The sequence below is a fragment of the Ruegeria sp. HKCCD6119 genome, from assembly GCF_013110585.1.
Taxonomy (GTDB): domain Bacteria; phylum Pseudomonadota; class Alphaproteobacteria; order Rhodobacterales; family Rhodobacteraceae; genus Ruegeria.
In genome coordinates, this window is record NZ_WVQV01000001.1 from 448,301 (window position 1) to 465,218 (window position 16,918).

16 protein-coding genes are annotated in these 16,918 nt (G+C 59.1%); 5 read left to right on the forward strand and 11 right to left on the reverse strand.

Features of this window, described 5'->3' with window-relative positions; translation table 11 throughout:
- The 5 genes from GS611_RS02285 to pgk all read right to left on the reverse strand — a co-directional run bounded on the left by GS611_RS02285 (position 1) and on the right by pgk (position 4,596).
- Positions 1–1,374, reverse strand: coding sequence for a pyruvate dehydrogenase complex E1 component subunit beta (locus GS611_RS02285; protein ID WP_171631707.1), 1,374 nt, complete (start codon positions 1,372–1,374; stop codon positions 1–3).
- A gap of 15 nt (positions 1,375–1,389) precedes the next feature.
- Entirely contained in the window at positions 1,390–2,379 is a 990-nt protein-coding gene (gene pdhA, locus GS611_RS02290; RefSeq protein ID WP_171115415.1) for a pyruvate dehydrogenase (acetyl-transferring) E1 component subunit alpha, read from the reverse strand.
- A 170-nt stretch (positions 2,380–2,549) separates the two neighbouring features.
- On the reverse strand, positions 2,550–2,849 hold the full coding sequence (locus GS611_RS02295) for a septum formation initiator family protein (protein WP_171115419.1): 300 nt from the start codon (positions 2,847–2,849) through the stop codon (positions 2,550–2,552).
- A 140-nt stretch (positions 2,850–2,989) separates the two neighbouring features.
- Entirely contained in the window at positions 2,990–3,334 is a 345-nt protein-coding gene (locus GS611_RS02300; protein WP_171631712.1) for a lysozyme inhibitor LprI family protein, read from the reverse strand.
- 71 nt (positions 3,335–3,405) lie between these two features.
- A complete protein-coding gene (gene pgk, locus GS611_RS02305) occupies positions 3,406–4,596 on the reverse strand; it encodes a phosphoglycerate kinase (RefSeq protein WP_171631715.1) in 1,191 nt (396 codons plus the stop codon).
- Positions 4,597–4,729: 133 nt separating this feature from the next.
- On the opposite strand from pgk, the gene GS611_RS02310 reads away from it, so the two are divergent.
- Positions 4,730–5,236 (forward strand): peptidylprolyl isomerase, encoded by a 507-nt coding sequence (locus GS611_RS02310; RefSeq protein ID WP_152458298.1) that lies wholly within the window; start codon positions 4,730–4,732, stop codon positions 5,234–5,236.
- Positions 5,229–5,786 (forward strand): peptidylprolyl isomerase, encoded by a 558-nt coding sequence (locus GS611_RS02315; protein WP_171631719.1) that lies wholly within the window; start codon positions 5,229–5,231, stop codon positions 5,784–5,786. The genes GS611_RS02310 and GS611_RS02315 overlap by 8 nt, the downstream gene beginning before the upstream one ends.
- A gap of 62 nt (positions 5,787–5,848) precedes the next feature.
- Here the strand turns inward: GS611_RS02315 and aqpZ are convergent, their stop codons facing one another.
- The 6 genes from aqpZ to GS611_RS02345 form a co-directional block, all read right to left on the reverse strand.
- On the reverse strand, positions 5,849–6,538 hold the full coding sequence (gene aqpZ, locus GS611_RS02320; RefSeq protein WP_171631722.1) for an aquaporin Z: 690 nt from the start codon (positions 6,536–6,538) through the stop codon (positions 5,849–5,851).
- A gap of 112 nt (positions 6,539–6,650) precedes the next feature.
- Positions 6,651–7,460, reverse strand: coding sequence for a zinc-dependent peptidase (locus tag GS611_RS02325; protein WP_171631725.1), 810 nt, complete (start codon positions 7,458–7,460; stop codon positions 6,651–6,653).
- Between the two features lie 121 nt (positions 7,461–7,581).
- Positions 7,582–8,082: a polymer-forming cytoskeletal protein gene (locus GS611_RS02330; protein WP_117868644.1), complete on the reverse strand. Its 501-nt coding sequence runs from the start codon at positions 8,080–8,082 to the stop codon at positions 7,582–7,584.
- Positions 8,072–9,403, reverse strand: coding sequence for a DUF5930 domain-containing protein (locus tag GS611_RS02335; protein ID WP_171631728.1), 1,332 nt, complete (start codon positions 9,401–9,403; stop codon positions 8,072–8,074). The genes GS611_RS02330 and GS611_RS02335 overlap by 11 nt, the downstream gene beginning before the upstream one ends.
- A gap of 174 nt (positions 9,404–9,577) precedes the next feature.
- Positions 9,578–10,420, reverse strand: a complete 843-nt coding sequence (locus GS611_RS02340) for a ferritin-like domain-containing protein (protein WP_171631731.1) — start codon at positions 10,418–10,420, stop codon at positions 9,578–9,580.
- A 60-nt stretch (positions 10,421–10,480) separates the two neighbouring features.
- A complete protein-coding gene (locus tag GS611_RS02345; RefSeq protein ID WP_171115431.1) occupies positions 10,481–10,942 on the reverse strand; it encodes a peroxiredoxin in 462 nt (153 codons plus the stop codon).
- A gap of 80 nt (positions 10,943–11,022) precedes the next feature.
- On the opposite strand from GS611_RS02345, the gene GS611_RS02350 reads away from it, so the two are divergent.
- The 3 genes from GS611_RS02350 to GS611_RS02360 all read left to right on the forward strand — a co-directional run bounded on the left by GS611_RS02350 (position 11,023) and on the right by GS611_RS02360 (position 16,869).
- A complete protein-coding gene (locus GS611_RS02350; protein WP_253284943.1) occupies positions 11,023–14,397 on the forward strand; it encodes a DUF3971 domain-containing protein in 3,375 nt (1,124 codons plus the stop codon).
- A gap of 42 nt (positions 14,398–14,439) precedes the next feature.
- The gene (queA, locus tag GS611_RS02355) at positions 14,440–15,486 is read left to right on the forward strand and encodes a tRNA preQ1(34) S-adenosylmethionine ribosyltransferase-isomerase QueA (RefSeq protein WP_171631735.1); all 1,047 of its coding nucleotides are present in this window, start codon (positions 14,440–14,442) and stop codon (positions 15,484–15,486) included.
- Between the two features lie 111 nt (positions 15,487–15,597).
- Positions 15,598–16,869 (forward strand): MFS transporter, encoded by a 1,272-nt coding sequence (locus GS611_RS02360; protein ID WP_171631739.1) that lies wholly within the window; start codon positions 15,598–15,600, stop codon positions 16,867–16,869.
- The last annotated feature ends 49 nt before the right edge of the window (positions 16,870–16,918 follow it).

Here is a 16,918-nt window from a genome sequence, read left to right on the forward strand (position 1 = left end):
TTACCGGTAGGTCACTTGTTTGACGGCGGCGATCACCTCATCGGTGGTGATCAGGGCCAGCTTTTCGAGATTGGCGGCATAGGGCATCGGCACGTCCTTGCCAGTGCAATTGATGACCGGCGCGTCAAGGTAATCAAACGCCTCCTGCATCACGACCGAGCTGATATAGCTGCCCACCGAACCTTGCGGCCAGCCTTCTTCCACAGTCACCAGACGGTTGGTCTTCATCACCGAGTTTATGATCGCACCGGTATCCATCGGACGGATGGTGCGCAGATCGATGACCTCGGCGCTGATGCCGTCTTCGGCCAGCTTGTCTGCGGCTTCCAGTGCGTATTGCATGCCGATGCCGAAGCTGACGATGGTCACGTCCGAGCCTTCGCGCCAGATGCGCGCCTTGCCCAGCGGCACGGTCAGGTCATCGACCTGCGGCATGTCGAAAGTGCGACCATAGAGGATTTCGTTTTCCAGGAAGATCACCGGGTTGGGGTCGCGGATGGCCGATTTCAGCAGACCTTTGGCGTCGGCTGCCGAATAGGGCATGACGACCTTCAGGCCGGGGATCTGCATGTACCAGGCGGCATAGTCCTGGCTGTGCTGGGCAGCCACGCGCGCGGCGGCGCCGTTGGGGCCGCGGAACACGATCGGACAACCCATCTGACCGCCGGACATGTACAGCGTCTTGGCGGCCGAGTTGATGATCTGGTCGATCGCCTGCATCGCGAAGTTGAACGTCATGAACTCGACGATCGGCTTCAGACCGCCAAAGGCCGAACCCACGGCGATGCCGGCAAAGCCGTGCTCGGTGATCGGTGTGTCGATCACGCGCTTGGGGCCGAATTCGTCCAGCAGACCCTGAGAAATCTTGTATGCGCCCTGATATTCCGCGACTTCCTCGCCCATCAGATAGACGTCTTCGTCGTTGCGCATTTCTTCGGCCATCGCGTCACGCAGAGCTTCGCGAACGGTTTCGGATTTCATCTCGGCATCTGCCGGCCAGTCGGGCGACAGGTCGACCACCGGCGCAGCGGGGGCCGCAGCGGCAGGAGCGGGGGCCTCGACCGCCGCCGGGGCGGCTTCGGTCACCGCTGCGGCTGCGGGTGCAGCCGCGGTCACGGCCGAGGCGTCTTCGCCTTCCTCGACCAGAACCGCAATCGGGGTGTTCACTTTGACCCCTTCACTGCCTTCGGCGATCAGGATCTTGCCGACGATGCCCTCGTCGACAGCTTCAAATTCCATTGTCGCCTTGTCGGTCTCGATTTCGGCCAGGATGTCACCGCTGGATACGGTGTCGCCTTCCTTGACCAGCCATTTGGCCAGCGTGCCCTCTTCCATCGTGGGCGAAAGGGCGGGCATGAGAATTTCGGTTGCCATGTCTTATTCGTCCTCTCAGGCGTAAATGTCGGTCCAGAGCTCTTCAACGGCGGGCTCGGGGCTTTCTTTCGAGAATTCGGCGGCTTGGTTCACGATCTCTTTGATTTCCTTGTCGATCGCCTTCAGGTCATCCTCGGTCGCGTGTTTGCCGGTCAGCAGCAGCTCGCGCACATGTTCGATCGGGTCGCTTTGTTCGCGGACTTTCTGAACCTCTTCGCGGGTGCGGTACTTGGCCGGGTCGGACATCGAGTGGCCGCGATATCGGTAGGTCTTTACCTCAAGAATGTAAGGGCCCTTGCCGGCGCGGCAGTGGGCAACGGCCTTTTCACCAGCGGCTTTGACGGCCAGCACATCCATTCCGTTGACGATCTCGCCGGGGATGCCGAAGGCTTCGCCGCGTACATAAATATCGGGTGACGAGGTCGAACGCGCCTGGGCTGTGCCCATGGCGTATTGGTTGTTCTCGATCACGAAAACCACTGGAAGATCCCACAGAGCGGCCATGTTGAACGTCTCATAGACCTGGCCCTGGTTTGCGGCACCATCGCCGAAATAGGTAAAGGTCACGCCGCCATTTTCCTTGTACTTGTCGGCAAAGGCCAGACCTGCACCCAAAGGCACCTGCGCGCCGACGATGCCATGGCCCCCATAGAAATGCTTTTCTTTCGAGAACATGTGCATCGAACCGCCCTTGCCCTTGGACAGGCCGCCTTCGCGCCCGGTCAGTTCGGCCATCACGCCGCCCGGGTCCATGCCACAGGCCAGCATATGGCCGTGGTCACGATACGAGGTGATCCGCTTGTCGCCGTCCTGTGCTGCCGCTTCGAGCCCGACAACAACCGCCTCTTGACCGATGTACAGGTGGCAGAACCCGCCGATCAGACCCATGCCATAAAGCTGACCCGCCTTTTCTTCGAATCGACGGATCAGAAGCATCTCGCGGTAGTATGTCTTGAGTTCTTCCGCAGAAACATTTGGTTTCTTTGTGGTTTTTCGCGCAGCCATAGTGGCGATCTCCCCCTTTCGGCAAGATAGTTTAGCGTTAAACTATCTCATAAAGCATTTGGGGCTTTCTGGCGAGGGGAAATGTGACGCAGCGTCCGAACGGGCGCGGCGCAGCCGACGGGCAAAGCGGTGTGACCATGGTCCGACAATATCCGGCGGCCCAAACAGGATCAGCGGATCACGATTTCATCCGCTCGGATCATACCAAGAACAGAACGTGCCTGCTGATCGAGCAGGTCAAGATCCAGATAGGTGTCGGACAGGCGCCGGGTCAGGTTCTCCAATTCGGCGATTTGGGCGTTCAGCTTTTCCAGGTCCTGTGACAGGGCGTCCCGTTCCGCAGCAATTTCGACCCGCCGAAACAGGCCATAGTCACCTTGTACGGCGGCAAAGGTGAAATACACACCAAGCATGAAAGCCACCGAGAAAAAGATGATTGAGCCCAAACCGGGCCGATGGGAACGGGACACTCTGTTTACCGCCGTATGAAAACTAGCCTCAAAAACGTGCCCTTTGCGAGCATCTGAACACACTATGTCACAGGTGATTCGGGTTGTGAATCCCCTGTTTCGATTTTTTCATCAGTAATTTAAGCGCGTCCTGATCCTCGTCAGCGCCAGGATTCCAGCGCCTGATTTCGCGCGACAGTCTGTTCTTTCATGCAGGTCCAGTAGAACATCGGCGCAGCGCTGCCGCCGCCTGACAATTCCTTGTCGCAGGTTGCGTCTCGGACCTTCAGCCAGACGCGTTGTTCGGCCAGAAGAGCATCGCCGTCGCCGCGCGCATCGGCTGCGGGTTTGATCTGTGCCCACAGCCGGTTGAGTTCGCGATCTGCGGCCTCCCATTGTTCCTTGGCGCAGAAATTGGCGTCAAGCTGGGTTTGGCCGCCGCAACTGGATTGAGCGGTGGCCGAGCAGGGCAGCATCATTAGGACAAGAAAATAAATTGGCTTCACGGTAATATCCCCCGTTCAAAAGGGGATAATACCATGGACCATGTCAGGCGATCAAAGGCGGCAAGCAGTGCTTACTGATCCAGCGCTGCGACACCGGGCAGCGTTTTGCCTTCCATCCATTCCAGAAACGCGCCACCCGCGGTTGAGATATAGGTGAAGTCCTTGGCGGCACCCGAGGCGTTCAGGGCAGCAACCGTGTCTCCACCTCCGGCGACCGAGATCAGCTGGCCCGAACGGCTGAGCGCGGCCGCCTTCAAGGCGGCGGCATTGGTGGCGGCGTCGAACGGTTCCAGTTCGAATGCGCCCAGCGGACCGTTCCAGATCAGGGTTTTGCTTTTGTCGAATATCTCGATGATCGCGGCCACGCTTTCGGGGCCAGCATCCAGGATCATGCCATCCTCGGGGCATTGATCCGCGGGCAAAACCTGATGAGGGGCATCGGCTTCAAACTTTTTGGCAACCACGACGTCACGTGGCAGAACGATCTGGCAGCCGGTGCTTTCGGCCTTGGCCAGAATTTCGGCAGCGGTGTCTTTCATCGCAGTTTCGGCCAGCGATTTTCCGACACTGACACCTTGCGCGACGAGGAACGTATTGGCCATGCCGCCACCGATCACCAGATAATCGACCTTGTCGATCAGATTGCCCAGCAGTTCCAGCTTGGTCGAGACCTTGGCCCCGCCCACAACCGCTGTTACCGGGCGTTTGGGCGCGCCCAACGCGCTTTCCAGTGCCTGCAACTCGGCCTGCATCAAACGGCCCGCACAGGCAGGCAGCAGGCGGGCGATGGCCTCGGTCGAGCTGTGGGCCCGATGCGCCGCTGAAAACGCGTCGTTGCAGTACACGTCACCCAGCCTGGCCATACCTGCGGCCAGATCGGCATCGTTCTTGGTTTCCTCCGCGTGAAAACGCGTGTTCTCGAGCAACAGCACCTGGCCGGGCTGCAAGGCACCGGCGGCCAGTTCCGCCTTGGCCCCGACGCAATCGGCAGCAAACAGCACCTTTGCGCCAAAAGCGCTTTCCAATGTCGGGACCAGTTGTTTCAGCGACAGGCTTTCACGCCGTTCGCCACCGGGACGGCCAAAATGAGCCAGAAGGATCGGTTTTCCACCAGCGGCCAGAATATCGCGCACCGAGGGGACGATCCTTTGAATGCGGGTGGCGTCGGTCACAACACCGTCAACCACGGGCACGTTGATATCCACACGCACCAGCACGCGTTTGCCGTTCAGGTCCATATCGTCCAGTGTTTTCCAGCCCATTGTGCGATCCTTGTCATTGGCAAATGATTTAGGCGGTTCTTTTCCTGCAATTTGCCCTCAGGTCAATGCGTCACTTGGCATTCGTACGCGTGCGTCATAGGTATTTGCGCAAGATAAACGACAGGAGGGCCTCATGGCCGAGATCAAGGATCCCGAAAACACGATCATCATCGAGCTGAAAGACGGCAATGTCGTCATCGAGCTGCTGCCGGATGTAGCGCCTTTGCACAGCGCGCGGATGAAAGAACTGGCCCGCAGCGGAGAATACGACAACGTGGCCTTTCACCGAGTGATCGACGGCTTCATGGCCCAAACCGGTGACGTGCAGCACGGCGACATGGAAGATGGGTTCAACCTGCGTATGGCGGGGACCGGCGGTTCGTCGCTGCCGAACGTGCCGGCAGAGTTTTCCAAGCTGCCCCATGATCGCGGTACGCTGGGCGCGGCCCGGTCGCAGAACCCGGATTCGGCCAACTCTCAATTCTTCATCAACTTCAAGGACAACCACTTCCTGAACGGTCAGTACACCGTTTATGGCCGCGTCATCGAAGGCATGGAGCATGTGGACGCAATCGTACGTGGTGAGCCGCCTGCGAACCCCGACCGCATGATCAGCGTCAAGGTGGCCGCAGATGTATAAGCTTGCCGCCGCCTTTGCCCTGCTGGCAAGCCCGGCGCTGGCCAGCGGTTTGCAGATCGAGGTCGAAGGGGAAGGGGCCAATGGCACGATCTCCATCGATCTGTTCGAAGATGTCGCGCCGAAGCACGTAGAACAGATCATGGCATTGGCTGCGGACGGCAAGTACGATGGTGTGGTGTTCCACCGCGTGATCGAAGGTTTCATGGCCCAGACCGGCGATGTTCAATACGGCAATTCCACCGCGAACGGCTTTGACATGCGGTATGCCGGGCGTGGCGGGTCAGACCGCCCGGATCTGCCGGCTGAGTTTTCTGATCTGACCTTTGATCGTGGCGTGGTCGGCATGGCCCGATCGCAGAACCCGGATTCGGCCAATTCGCAGTTCTTTATCATGTTCGAACCCGGCCCGTTTCTGGATGGCCAATACACCGTGGTCGGACAGGTGACCGATGGTATGGACGTTGTGGATGCGATCAAACGGGGGCATTCCCAGACCGGAGCGGTTACGGGACAGCCCGACATGATGAAAAAAGTCACCGTCACCGAATGAACCGAAACAGCCCGGCGTTCCAAAAAACGCCGGGCTGTTTCTTATGGTCGATTGAACGAAACTCAATCGTCTTGTGACATCGCTTTCCAGATGACCGCACCGATTGCGCCGCCGATCAGCGGGGCCACCCAGAACAGCCACAGCTGTGACAGGGCAGGGCCGTCGGCAAACAGGGCGACGCCTGTGGACCGGGCCGGGTTGACCGAAGTGTTGGTGACCGGAATTGACACCAGGTGGATCAGGGTCAAGGCCAGACCAATTGCGATGGGGGCGAAACCGGTCGGCGCCTTGTCCGAGGTTGCACCCAGGATGATAAGGATGAAGAAAGCGGTCATCACGATCTCGATCACCAGAGCGGACATCAGAGAGTATCCGCCGGGTGAGGCCTCACCATATCCGTTGGACGCAAATCCCCCGACGCCGGCGAACTCGGGCGCACCGCTGACGATCAGATACAGAACCACTGCGGCGGCTATGGCGCCGATGACCTGAGCGATCCAGTAGGGCAGCAGATCCTTTGCCGGAAACCGCCCGCCGATCATCAGACCAAGGCTGACCGCCGGATTGAAGTGCCCGCCCGAGATATGGCCAACCGTGTAAGCCATTGTCAGAACCGTCAGGCCGAAGGCGAAGGAAACGCCAAGCCACCCAATGCCGACATCTGCAACGCCCGCTGCCAATACGGCACTGCCGCAACCTCCGAGAACCAGCCAGAAGGTGCCGAAGAACTCGGCCAGTAGTTTTGATGACATGAAATTTCCTCCACAATGCAATGAGCTTAAGTGTAATTCATAAATTAACTTTTGTTAAATTGAGCCGAACGGGGAATTTTCCCGGCACCCGCGCACCAGGGGTCGCAAAGCCTTAGTGCCATTGAGAAGGATCCAGGTGAAACAGCTTGGACAGTTGCTTGTAAACCTCCGGGTCCGACCTGCGCAGGGCCTTTGGCCGCTCAAAGAACACTTCAACCGAAACGGCGAAAAACTCCTCGTGCCCTTCCGCGCCATAAGGGTCGATTACGGTTGGCTGCCCGGATTCAACGGCGCGTACATGCGCGTCATAGGCTGTCAGGAATGCGGATTCCCATTCTGAAAAGCTTTGGTCGTCGCTAAGTACGGGCACTCCGTTGGCCGACCCTGTCAGATCGTCGATCTGGTGTGCAAATTCGTGAAACACAACGTTTTGGCCGTCATGATCGTTCATGGCCCCGCGCTGGCTATGCGCCCAGGACAGGATCACCGGGCCGCGGTTCCAGCTTTCCCCTGTGCGCACGATTTCCCTCTCGGTGACGACATAGCCGCTGTGCCGGCTCTGTCTGGATTTGAATGCGCTGGGATAGATCAGGATGGTGGTCAGATTGTCATACCAGAGATCGGTATTCACAACCAGCAGACAGGCTTGCGCGGCGATGGACAGTTGCATGTCTTCGGAAACGTCCAGACCGTCACACCCGATGAATTCAACCTGATCCAGGAACAGGTTGATCTTGCCCTCCAGCTTTGCGCGCAGGCCTTGCGGCAGTTTCCGCAAGATCGGGACCTGAGCGTCGACAAGCTGCCGTTGCTTGTCAGTCAACGGCGCGGCCAACAGGGCGTGGCGCGCCTGTCGTTTGGACCAGAAGTAAAAGGCCAGACCTGCGGCGATCACCGCAGCAAGTGTCAGAAAAATCAACATGGCCCGACCCTAACGTGATCCCGGCGGGATCAAAACAGGTTTCCCGGATTCAGGCTGCGGTGCAAAAAAGAAACGCCGCGGGTCTCCCCGCGGCGTTTCCGATCTGACCTGATGGGTCGAATTACTGCTTGACGTCTGCTGCCGGGTTCGATCCGGCTTTGGCGCTGCGGCCCGGATTCAGCGGATCGTCCTGCCGTTGTACGGATCCTTCGAAATGCGCTCCGCTTTCGATGGCGATGGTCTTGTGGATGATGTCGCCTTCGACACGTGCGGTCGATGTCAGACGCACCTTGAGACCACGTACGCGACCCACGATACGTCCGTTGATCACGACGTCATCTGCGGTGACTTCACCTTTGATCGTTGCCGACTCACCAATGGTCAGAAGGTGAGCGCGGATGTCGCCTTCGACTGTGCCTTCCACCTGTATGTCACCAGAGGTTTTGATATTGCCAGTGATGTGCAGATCCGAAGACAAAACCGACGCAGGCGGTTTGGGCTTGGGTGCAGTGGCAGGTTTCGACTCGGTCGGTGCAGGGGCCGCTGGGGTCGCCGGAGCGGCTGGTTTGGCCGCCTCGGGTGCCTTGGATGCGGGCTCGTTGATTTTGCTTTTAGAAAACATTTCTCGCAGCCTTGATGTAAGTCATTGGGTTTACGGGTTTTCCGTTCACGCGCACCTCATAGTGCAGATGCGTGCCGGTCGACCGTCCGGTGCTACCCATATCAGCAATATGATCCCCGCGCGAGACCCTTTGACCAACCTTCACGTTGATCTTGGTGTTATGAGCGTAAAGTGTCTCAATTCCGAATGCGTGCTTGATTTTCACAAGCCGTCCGAAACCGGATTGCCAGCCTGCGTGGGTAACGACGCCGTCTGCTGTCGCAAAGATGTCCGTGCCTTGCGGCCCTGCGAAATCGACCCCGTTATGCATCCGGCGACCACCGGTTTTGGGGTCGCGCCGGCTGCCATAGCCGCTGGTGAAACGCACGGCCGAATGTACGGGATTGGCAAAGGGGGCCTTTTCCGCAGCAAGTCGGTAAAGGTTCAGCTGATCCATCTGTTTCAGCAATGTATTCGCGCGGGCTTCCTCGGCGGACACCTCGTCCACCTCACCGCGCGTGCTAAGGGATAAAGGGGTCAGCGGACCGCCCATACCGCTATATCCGCGCCGGACCTCTTCGATGATGCGGTCTGTTGGCATTCCCGCCTGACGGAACATCTTGTCCAGCGGCTCGACCGAGATCACCATGGCCTCTTCCAGCTGTCGGAAAATCTCGTCGCTGCGTTCCTGCATAAGGCGGATTTCCAGCTCAAGATCATCGCGCTGGTCCAGTGCCTCTCGGGCGTCGGCGGCGATCTGATCGCGTTCCTCGGCCGTGCGCGCCAGAGCATCCGTCATGAAGGCCATCTGTACCGGCGCGCTGGAGGCCGTTACGTACATGTCAGCCTTGCTGTTTTCCTGCTTCAGCGCCGCCAGTTCCTTCCGCGCATCTTCGCGCTGTTTCATGGTGGTGCGCAGCGTGGTCTGAATGACTTCGATCCCCGTCTCAAGTTCGCGACGGCGGTTTTCCGAAGCCAGCAGTTCGGACTGCATGGCGGATATCTGTTCCAGCGCGGCATTGAAACGATCCTGAGCGGCGAGCGCTTCCTGCGCACGGGCGTCGCGTTCTGCGGACAGGATATTCAATCGTTCTTGATAGGTTGCCTGGTCGCGTTTCGCCTGTTCCCGGAAGTTGCCCGAACCAATGCTGTCCATCAGCAGAATGGCAGTTGCTACCGCGGTCCATCCGACCATGACGGCAACACCGGCCACCGCGACCACCTGCGTTTCCGAGCTGAGACGGATAAAACGTGTATCTTTGTCAGACTTCAGAAAAACCCGGCGTTCCGGAAAGTACCGTTCAAATGCGGAGTGTATTTTTATTGCCAGACGTGTTCGCACGCGTCCTACCTCTCATCCCCAAGATCGGGACCGGTTGTGGGTGCCGGCCGCTCCTTGGGCCGACTGCATAAAGGGCAGGCAGCGTTCGGGCAAGTTTGTTGATCAGTCCGGCGCCAACTGCGTAGAAATCCCCCCAAAGATCGGCGGGAAATTGCCGAAAACAATCTTGAGGCGTCAGTTTGGGATTCCGCCGGGCGTGGGCAGGTCTTCGGTCAGCGGCCAGTAGAAATCGGGCGGCAACCCGGCCTCGGCCCGTTTTTCCTCGTTGAAGGGTGGTTTGAGGACGCCGTGGAAATACCGGCGTACCAATGCGTGAAACACATCCTTGGGGTCCGTGTTTTCACGGCCGCACAGGAAGTGAAACCACTTGGACCCATAAGCGACATGGCCGACTTCTTCGGCATAGATCACCTCAAGCGCCGCGATGGCCTGTTCAGACTTGGCCTTACGAAAAATCTCGATCATGCCGGGCGTCACATCCAGACCACGCGCTTCGAGCACCATCGGCACGACCGCAAGCCGTCCCATCAGGTCGTCTGCGGTGTCCTCGGCCGCGCGCCACATTCCCGCATGGGCGGGCAAGGCGCCATAATGGCTGCCCATTTGTTCCAGACAATCGCAGACCATCTCGAAATGGCGCGATTCCTCTTCGGCGCATTTTACCCAATCGTCATAAAACCCGATCGGCATCGGCACATGGCCAAAGCGGGCAATGATATCCCAATGCAGATCGACGGCGTTCAGTTCGATATGCGCCACGGCGTGCAAAAGGGCGATGCGGCCCGCCTCGGTGCCCGGTTTGCGCTTTGGCACCTCGCGCGGAGACAGGAGTTCGGGCCGTTCCGGGCGCGCGGGTCGCAATGGGGGAGATGCCGTACCGATCTCGATCGGGGGCGCGTCGCCCTTGCGCGAGGCAAACCACGCTACGGCGTGCTGTTTGGACAGGGCGGTCTTTTCCCGACCTTCCGCCGTTGCAAGAACTTCGGTCGCCATCTGAGTCAGCGATTTGGACACCATTATTCTCCGCCTGGTTGGTCCTGTGGCTCTTAAACCGGATGGCGACCGTGGTCGAGGACGTTACAGCGCGCGCACGGCTTCCAGCACCTCGTCCACGTGGCCGGGAACTTTGACCTTGCGCCAAACGCGGGCAATTTTGCCTTCGGGATCGATGATAAAAGTCGAACGCTCGATCCCCATCGATTTGCGCCCGTACATGTTTTTTTCGACCCACACGCCGTAGTCTTCACAGACGGTCGAGCTCTCATCCGACAACAGCGGTGTGGTCAGCCCATGCTTGGCGACGAATTTGTCATGTTTGGCGACGCTGTCGCGCGAGATGCCGAAAACTTGTGCGCCCGCATCGGCAAAGGCCTGAAGTTGTTCCGAGAAACCGATGGATTCCTTGGTGCAGCCCGGCGTATCATCGCGGGGGTAGAAAAACAGAACCACGGTGCTACCGCGCAACGCCGAAAGCGTCACCTCGCCGCCGCCGTCGCGCGGCAAAGTGAAGTCAGGGGCGATGTCTGAAACGTCGGGCATTGGAAACTCCGCTAAAGGTTTTTAAAGGCTGCCTGATATCATAGGGCAACGCGTGCGGGTTGGAAGGCGTGGATAGCAATTTGAAGCAGCACGAAGACGGTGACGGAGCACGGCCCGTTAAGCCCGCGCGCCGTCGGTCTCGCCGTCGGGCCGCTGGTCTGTGGGCCATGCGCGGCACTTTCGTGCTGGTGTTGCTGGCGCTGTTCACCGGTTTCATGGTTGTCGGGCAAAGAATGCACGCACCCGTCTGGCTGCGGGACAGGGTCGAGGCGCGGCTTGAACAGGCATTGGGCGGGCTGCAAATCCGGTTTGGCGACGTGAGTTTCATCATTCACGAGGGATGGCGACCCCGTCTGCGTCTGACCGATGTGGCCATCAGCGACGCTGAGGGTCGGCAAATTGCGCAGGTGTCCGACATGCGCGCCAGTCTGGCGATGCGCCCCTTGTTGCGGGGGCACGTTCGTCCCAAAAGGATAATTCTAAGGGGTGCGCAGGTCGCCGTGACCCGAGACAAGGACGGGGCGCTGAGCCTTACGGTCGGGTCCGGCAGCGCACCGGTGCAGGAGGCCCCGAACCTGGCACAGCTTATCGAGGCTTCGGATCAGGTCTTCCTGTCTCCGGCCCTGTCGGCGCTGACCTCGGTCGAGCTTGATGCGATCACACTGGATTATCGAGATCTTCGGCAGGAGCGGTCCTGGATTCTGGACGGTGGGCATATTCAAGCCAACCGAGCCGGCAACGAAGTGCGCTTGGCAACCGGGTTTTCGGTTCTGGCGGGGCGTGACTATGTCAGTGCCATCGAGGCCAATTATACAAGCGTTCTGGGCACACCTGCCGCACATTTCGGAATCTCGGTCACCGATCTTCCGGCCGAGGACATCGCGGGCCAAACGCCCGCACTTGCCTGGTTGCAGGTTCTGCGGGCCCCGATCTCGGGTGCCTTGCGCGGTGGTGTCGATGAAAACGGCGCGATAGGAACCTTGTACGCCACGCTGAATCTGGGGGCGGGGGCGGTGCAGCCAAACCCGGAAACACGCCCGGTTCCTTTCGAAGCAGCGCGCACCTATTTCACCTATGATCCCGAAGGCCAGATCCTGAATTTCAACGAAGTTTCGGTGGTCTCGGCCTGGGGTGAAGTACAGGCTGACGGAAAGGCGTTTCTGGAAGGTGTGGAAGATGGCGTGCTGGACAGCCTGTCTGCACAGTTGCGGCTGTCCGGTATCAACGTAAACCCGGCAAACCTGTTCCCGCAGCCTATTCAGCTTTCGCGGGCCAGCCTGGATTTCAAGATGGCCCTCAATCCGTTCCAACTGAATCTGGGTCAGATGACCATAGAAGATCCGGGTCACACGGTGCGTGCCTTTGGTGTCCTGACCGGGCGGCCGGATGGTTGGGCCGTCAAGCTGGATGCCCATTTGGATCAGATGACCTCAGACAAGGTGCTCAGTTACTGGCCCGAACGTCTGGCCCCGAAACCGCGAGAGTGGGTGACCGAAAACCTGTACGAAGGGGTTCTGTCGGATATGGATTTTGCCCTGCGCCTGCTGCCCGGATCCAAACCCGATCTCTATCTGGATTTCGGGTTTGAAAAGGCGAAGGTCCGATTTGTCAAAACCCTGCCGCCGATCGAAAACGCTCAGGGTCAGGCCAGCTTGCTCAATCAACGCTTTACCGTCACTGCGCAGCAGGGCGTTGTGATTGCGGATGACGGCGGTGCTGTTGATGCGTCGGGGACGTCCTTCATCATACCCGATACGGATATCAAGAAATCCGCGCCGGCGATTGCGCGCATTCAGGCCAAAGGCAGCGTGACGGCCGCGTTGTCTTTGTTGGACCGGCCTCCGCTGGAATTGCTCAGCAAGGCGGGGTTACCCGTTGATGTAGCAAAAGGAACGGTGTCGCTTGCGGGAACCCTTTCCCTGCCCTTGAAAAAGGGTCTCAAGTTTGACGAGACCGAGTTCCATTTCGACGGAAGGTTGGCCAACCTGTTCAGTGACCGCTTGGTGCCCGGATTTGACATCAGTGCTGATCTTCTGGCCCTTTCTGGTGATCAGTCCGGCGTTCAGATTCAGGGGCAGGGGCAGTTCGGGGACGTACCGCTGACGGCGCTCTGGCGGCAGCCGATAGACGGCAAGTCTGAACAGCGAAGCACCCTGACCGGTCAGATCGAGCTGTCGCCGCGATTGATGGATGAGATCGGCGCCGGTCTGCCTCCGGGGATGCTGACCGGCAAAGGGATTGCAGATATCACGTTGGGGCTCGGCGCCGGGGTTGCCCCGAAATTGTCCGTCACGTCCGATTTGCAGGGTGTCGCGCTGGCCATACCCGAACTTGGTTGGAGAAAGGGGGCCAATTCGACCGGCTCTCTGACGGCCGAAGCGACTTTGGGGTCGCAGTTGAAGGTGGATAGCCTGCGCATAAATGCAGCGGGTTTGCGTACAACAGCCTCCATCACGTTTCGTGAAAACGGCGAATATGACCGGGTTCGCTTCACCTCTTTTGACCTGGGCGATTGGCTGGCGGTCCCGGCAGAGCTGATCGGGCGCGGAAACGCCATGCCGGATATCCGTGTGCTTGGCGGCGTCCTTGATATGGGCCGCGCGAATTTCGGCGAAAGCGGCGGATCGGGCGGCGGGGGCGGTGCCGGGCCGAAACTGGACGTGACGCTGGATCGCCTTCAGGTTACGGAAACCGTCGCGCTGACCGGGTTCCAGGGTGCCTTTCAGACGACCGGCGGAATACAAGGGAACTTCACCGCGCAGGTCAATGGTGGCGCGCCGGTCAGGGGGCAGGTCAGCCCCAGAGGGAACCGAAGTGCCGTTGACCTGACGTCGCAAGATGCGGGATCCGTGCTGCGATCGGCCGGAGTACTGACACAGGCGCGGGGCGGAGAAATGACCCTCAAGCTCGAACCTGTGGCCGCAGCCGGCAGCTATGACGTGATACTGAGAATCACCAACACACGGATCACCGACGCCCCGGCCATGGCGGCCTTGCTGAATGCCATCAGCCTTGTGGGCCTGTTGGATGAAATGGCGGGGCAGGGTATCTTTTTTGCGGCAATCGACAGCCGGATGCGTGTCACCCCCACAGACATCAAAGTGCTCAGCGGCAGTGCCGTCGGCCCGTCGATGGGCCTGTCTTTTGATGGCACCATCGACACGGTGAACGGATTGCTGAACCTGCGCGGTGCGATCTCGCCCATATACCTGCTCAACGCAGTTGGCAGCGTGTTTACGCGCAAGGGTGAAGGCGTTTTTGGCTTCAACTACACTCTGACCGGCCCGCTTGCCTCGCCCAAAGTGTCGGTAAATCCGTTGTCCGGTCTCGCACCTCTGTTCCTGCGCGACCTGATGCGCGCCCCGGCACCCAAAGCTCAGGATGGTCCGAACGCAGTGCCGCAGAAGCCGGATGAACCCAAACGCACATTCGGCTCATCCCCAAGTGACCGCTGACAGGATATGGCCGAATCTGATGCAGGGTTGTAAGGCGCGGGCATGAAACTTAGCGATTTTGATTTCCATCTGCCCGAAGACCTGATCGCCACGCGGCCGGCCAGCCCGCGTTCCTCTGCGCGTTTGCTGGTGGCGCAGGGGGATGCAATCACGGACAGCCATGTTTTCGACCTGCCCGATTTCTTGCGGCCCGGCGACCGGCTGGTGTTGAATGACACACGGGTTATTCCGGCGCGACTGAACGGCCGGCGTCACCGAGACAGCGCGCAGGGGCCGGTTTCCGCAGGGATCGAGGCCACTTTGCTGGATCCACAGGCCGATGGCACGTGGTCTGCGTTGATCAAGCCGCTCAAGAAGGTGAAGCTTGGGGAAGAGATTGTCTTCTCGGACGATCTCAGCGCCACGCTGGACAGGGTTGCGGATGGCCAGGCGCATCTGCGCTTCAATCTCAGCGGCGAGGATTTCGACGCGGCGCTGGATCAGGCCGGAGCAATGCCTTTGCCGCCCTACATCGCAGCCAAACGTCCGGCTGATGAACGGGACAAGACGGACTATCAGACCATCTGGGCAAATCATTCAGGCGCCGTGGCCGCCCCGACCGCATCGTTGCATTTCGATGAGGCGCTGATGCGGGCGTTGGCAAAACGGGGGGTAAGCTTCACGCATGTGACGCTTCATGTGGGGGCAGGGACTTTTCTTCCGGTCAAGGTTGAGGATGTCACAACACACAAGATGCATGCTGAATGGGGGCAGGTAAGCCCCGGCGCCGCCGCCGAGATACAGGCAACCAAGGTCGCCGGCGGGCGGGTGATCCCGGTAGGGACGACGGCTTTGCGCCTGATCGAAAGTGCGGCAAGGTCAGGAAAGATTGAACCCTGGGAAGGCGAAACGGATATCTTCATCTATCCCGGTTTTGAATTCCATGTCACTGACGCATTGATGACCAATTTTCATCTGCCGAAATCCACGTTGCTCATGCTGGTTTCGGCACTGATGGGACAGGATCGGATGCGCGATGTCTACGCGCATGCCATCGCCCGGAAATACCGGTTCTTTTCCTATGGCGACGCGTCGCTTTTGTTCCCTTGAGAGGCGCGGAAACAGTATCACGGATCGGGAATGTCGTAGACAAGCGCGACGCAGGCGGTCTTTGATCGCAGAACGACATTAAAAACAGGTTGGCATTAGTCGGAGGCCCCAATGATTCAGGTCCTTTCCAGCGCATGGGCGCTGCTGCTCGGCATGGGGTTGCTGATGGTCGGAAACGGCCTTCAGGGCACGATTCTGGGTGTGCGGGGTGAGATCGAAGGCTTTTCGACCTTCGAGATGTCTTTTGTCATGTCGGCTTATTTCCTGGGCTTTCTGGGCGGATCACGCCTTGCGCCCGAGATGATCCGGCGTGTTGGCCACGTGCGGGTCTTTGCGGCCCTTGCGTCGTTCATTTCAGCCGTGATGATTATGTATCCCATGCTGACAAACCCGATCGCATGGATTCTGGGCCGGGTGGTGATCGGGTTCTGTTTTTCGGGCGTCTATGTCACCGCCGAAAGCTGGCTCAACAATGCGGCCAGCAACGAAAATCGCGGGCAGGCGCTGTCGCTCTATATGATCGTCCAGATGACGGGGATCATCAGTGCGCAGGCGCTTGTTCTTGTTGGTGACCCGGCCGGTTACGAGACCTTTGTGATCGCCTCGATCCTAGTTTCAGTGTCCTTCGCACCGATTTTGCTGTCAATCTCGCCCACACCGGCCTTTGATACCACCAAACCGATGACCCTGAAGAAACTACTGGAAACCTCGCCTCTGGGCTGCGTGGGCATGTTTCTTCTGGGGGGCGTGTTTTCGGCGCAGTTCGGCATGGCGGCGGTGTATGGCGCCCGGGCAGGGTTGTCGCTAGTTGAAATTTCGACCTTCGTTGCAGCGTTTTATGTTGGTGCGGTGGTCCTGCAATACCCTTTGGGCTGGTTTTCTGATCGTATGGATCGCCGCTTTCTGATCCTGCTTGTAGCGCTCGCCGGCGCCGGTGGCGCAACGATCGCTATGATGATGGGCGGATCGTTTCCAATTCTGCTAGCTTCGGCTTTCCTGATCGGCGGTATGTCCAACCCGCTTTACTCCTTGCTGATTGCGCATGCGAATGACTTTTTGGATCACGAGGACATGGCGGCCGCATCCGGTGGGCTGGTATTCATCAACGGTCTGGGCGCGATTGCTGGGCCGGTGATCACCGGATGGCTGATGGGGGATGCCGTATTCGGGCCACCGGGCTTTTTTCTCTTTATTGCGGCACTGTTACTCGCAATGGCACTTTACGCCCTGTATCGGACGACGCAGCGGGCATCGATACCTGTGGACGAAACCGGCACAATGTCGACGCTGTATCCAACAGCTTCGCCAGTTGCGTTTGAAGTGGCACAGGAAGTCGCCATCGAAGCCGCCGAGGCCGAACAGGCTGAGCAGGAAGATGCCTAGGACACAGGATTATGTCGCAAGTGTTGCAATATGTTACTGTAACAGTTCT

Excerpts from the sequence above, each read along its gene's own strand:
- GS611_RS02340 (WP_171631731.1), bottom strand. The coding sequence starts at position 10,420 with ATGGTGTCCAAATCGCTGACTCAGATGGCGACCGAAGTTCTTGCAACG.
- GS611_RS02285 (WP_171631707.1), bottom strand. The coding sequence starts at position 1,374 with ATGGCAACCGAAATTCTCATGCCCGCCCTTTCGCCCACGATGGAAGAG.
- aqpZ (WP_171631722.1), bottom strand. The coding sequence starts at position 6,538 with ATGTCATCAAAACTACTGGCCGAGTTCTTCGGCACCTTCTGGCTGGTT.
- GS611_RS02315 (WP_171631719.1), top strand. The coding sequence starts at position 5,229 with ATGTATAAGCTTGCCGCCGCCTTTGCCCTGCTGGCAAGCCCGGCGCTG.
- GS611_RS02345 (WP_171115431.1), bottom strand. The coding sequence starts at position 10,942 with ATGCCCGACGTTTCAGACATCGCCCCTGACTTCACTTTGCCGCGCGAC.
- GS611_RS02325 (WP_171631725.1), bottom strand. The coding sequence starts at position 7,460 with ATGTTGATTTTTCTGACACTTGCTGCGGTGATCGCCGCAGGTCTGGCC.
- pdhA (WP_171115415.1), bottom strand. The coding sequence starts at position 2,379 with ATGGCTGCGCGAAAAACCACAAAGAAACCAAATGTTTCTGCGGAAGAA.
- GS611_RS02360 (WP_171631739.1), top strand. The coding sequence starts at position 15,598 with ATGATTCAGGTCCTTTCCAGCGCATGGGCGCTGCTGCTCGGCATGGGG.
- pgk (WP_171631715.1), bottom strand. The coding sequence starts at position 4,596 with ATGGGCTGGAAAACACTGGACGATATGGACCTGAACGGCAAACGCGTG.
- GS611_RS02310 (WP_152458298.1), top strand. The coding sequence starts at position 4,730 with ATGGCCGAGATCAAGGATCCCGAAAACACGATCATCATCGAGCTGAAA.
- queA (WP_171631735.1), top strand. The coding sequence starts at position 14,440 with ATGAAACTTAGCGATTTTGATTTCCATCTGCCCGAAGACCTGATCGCC.
- GS611_RS02330 (WP_117868644.1), bottom strand. The coding sequence starts at position 8,082 with ATGTTTTCTAAAAGCAAAATCAACGAGCCCGCATCCAAGGCACCCGAG.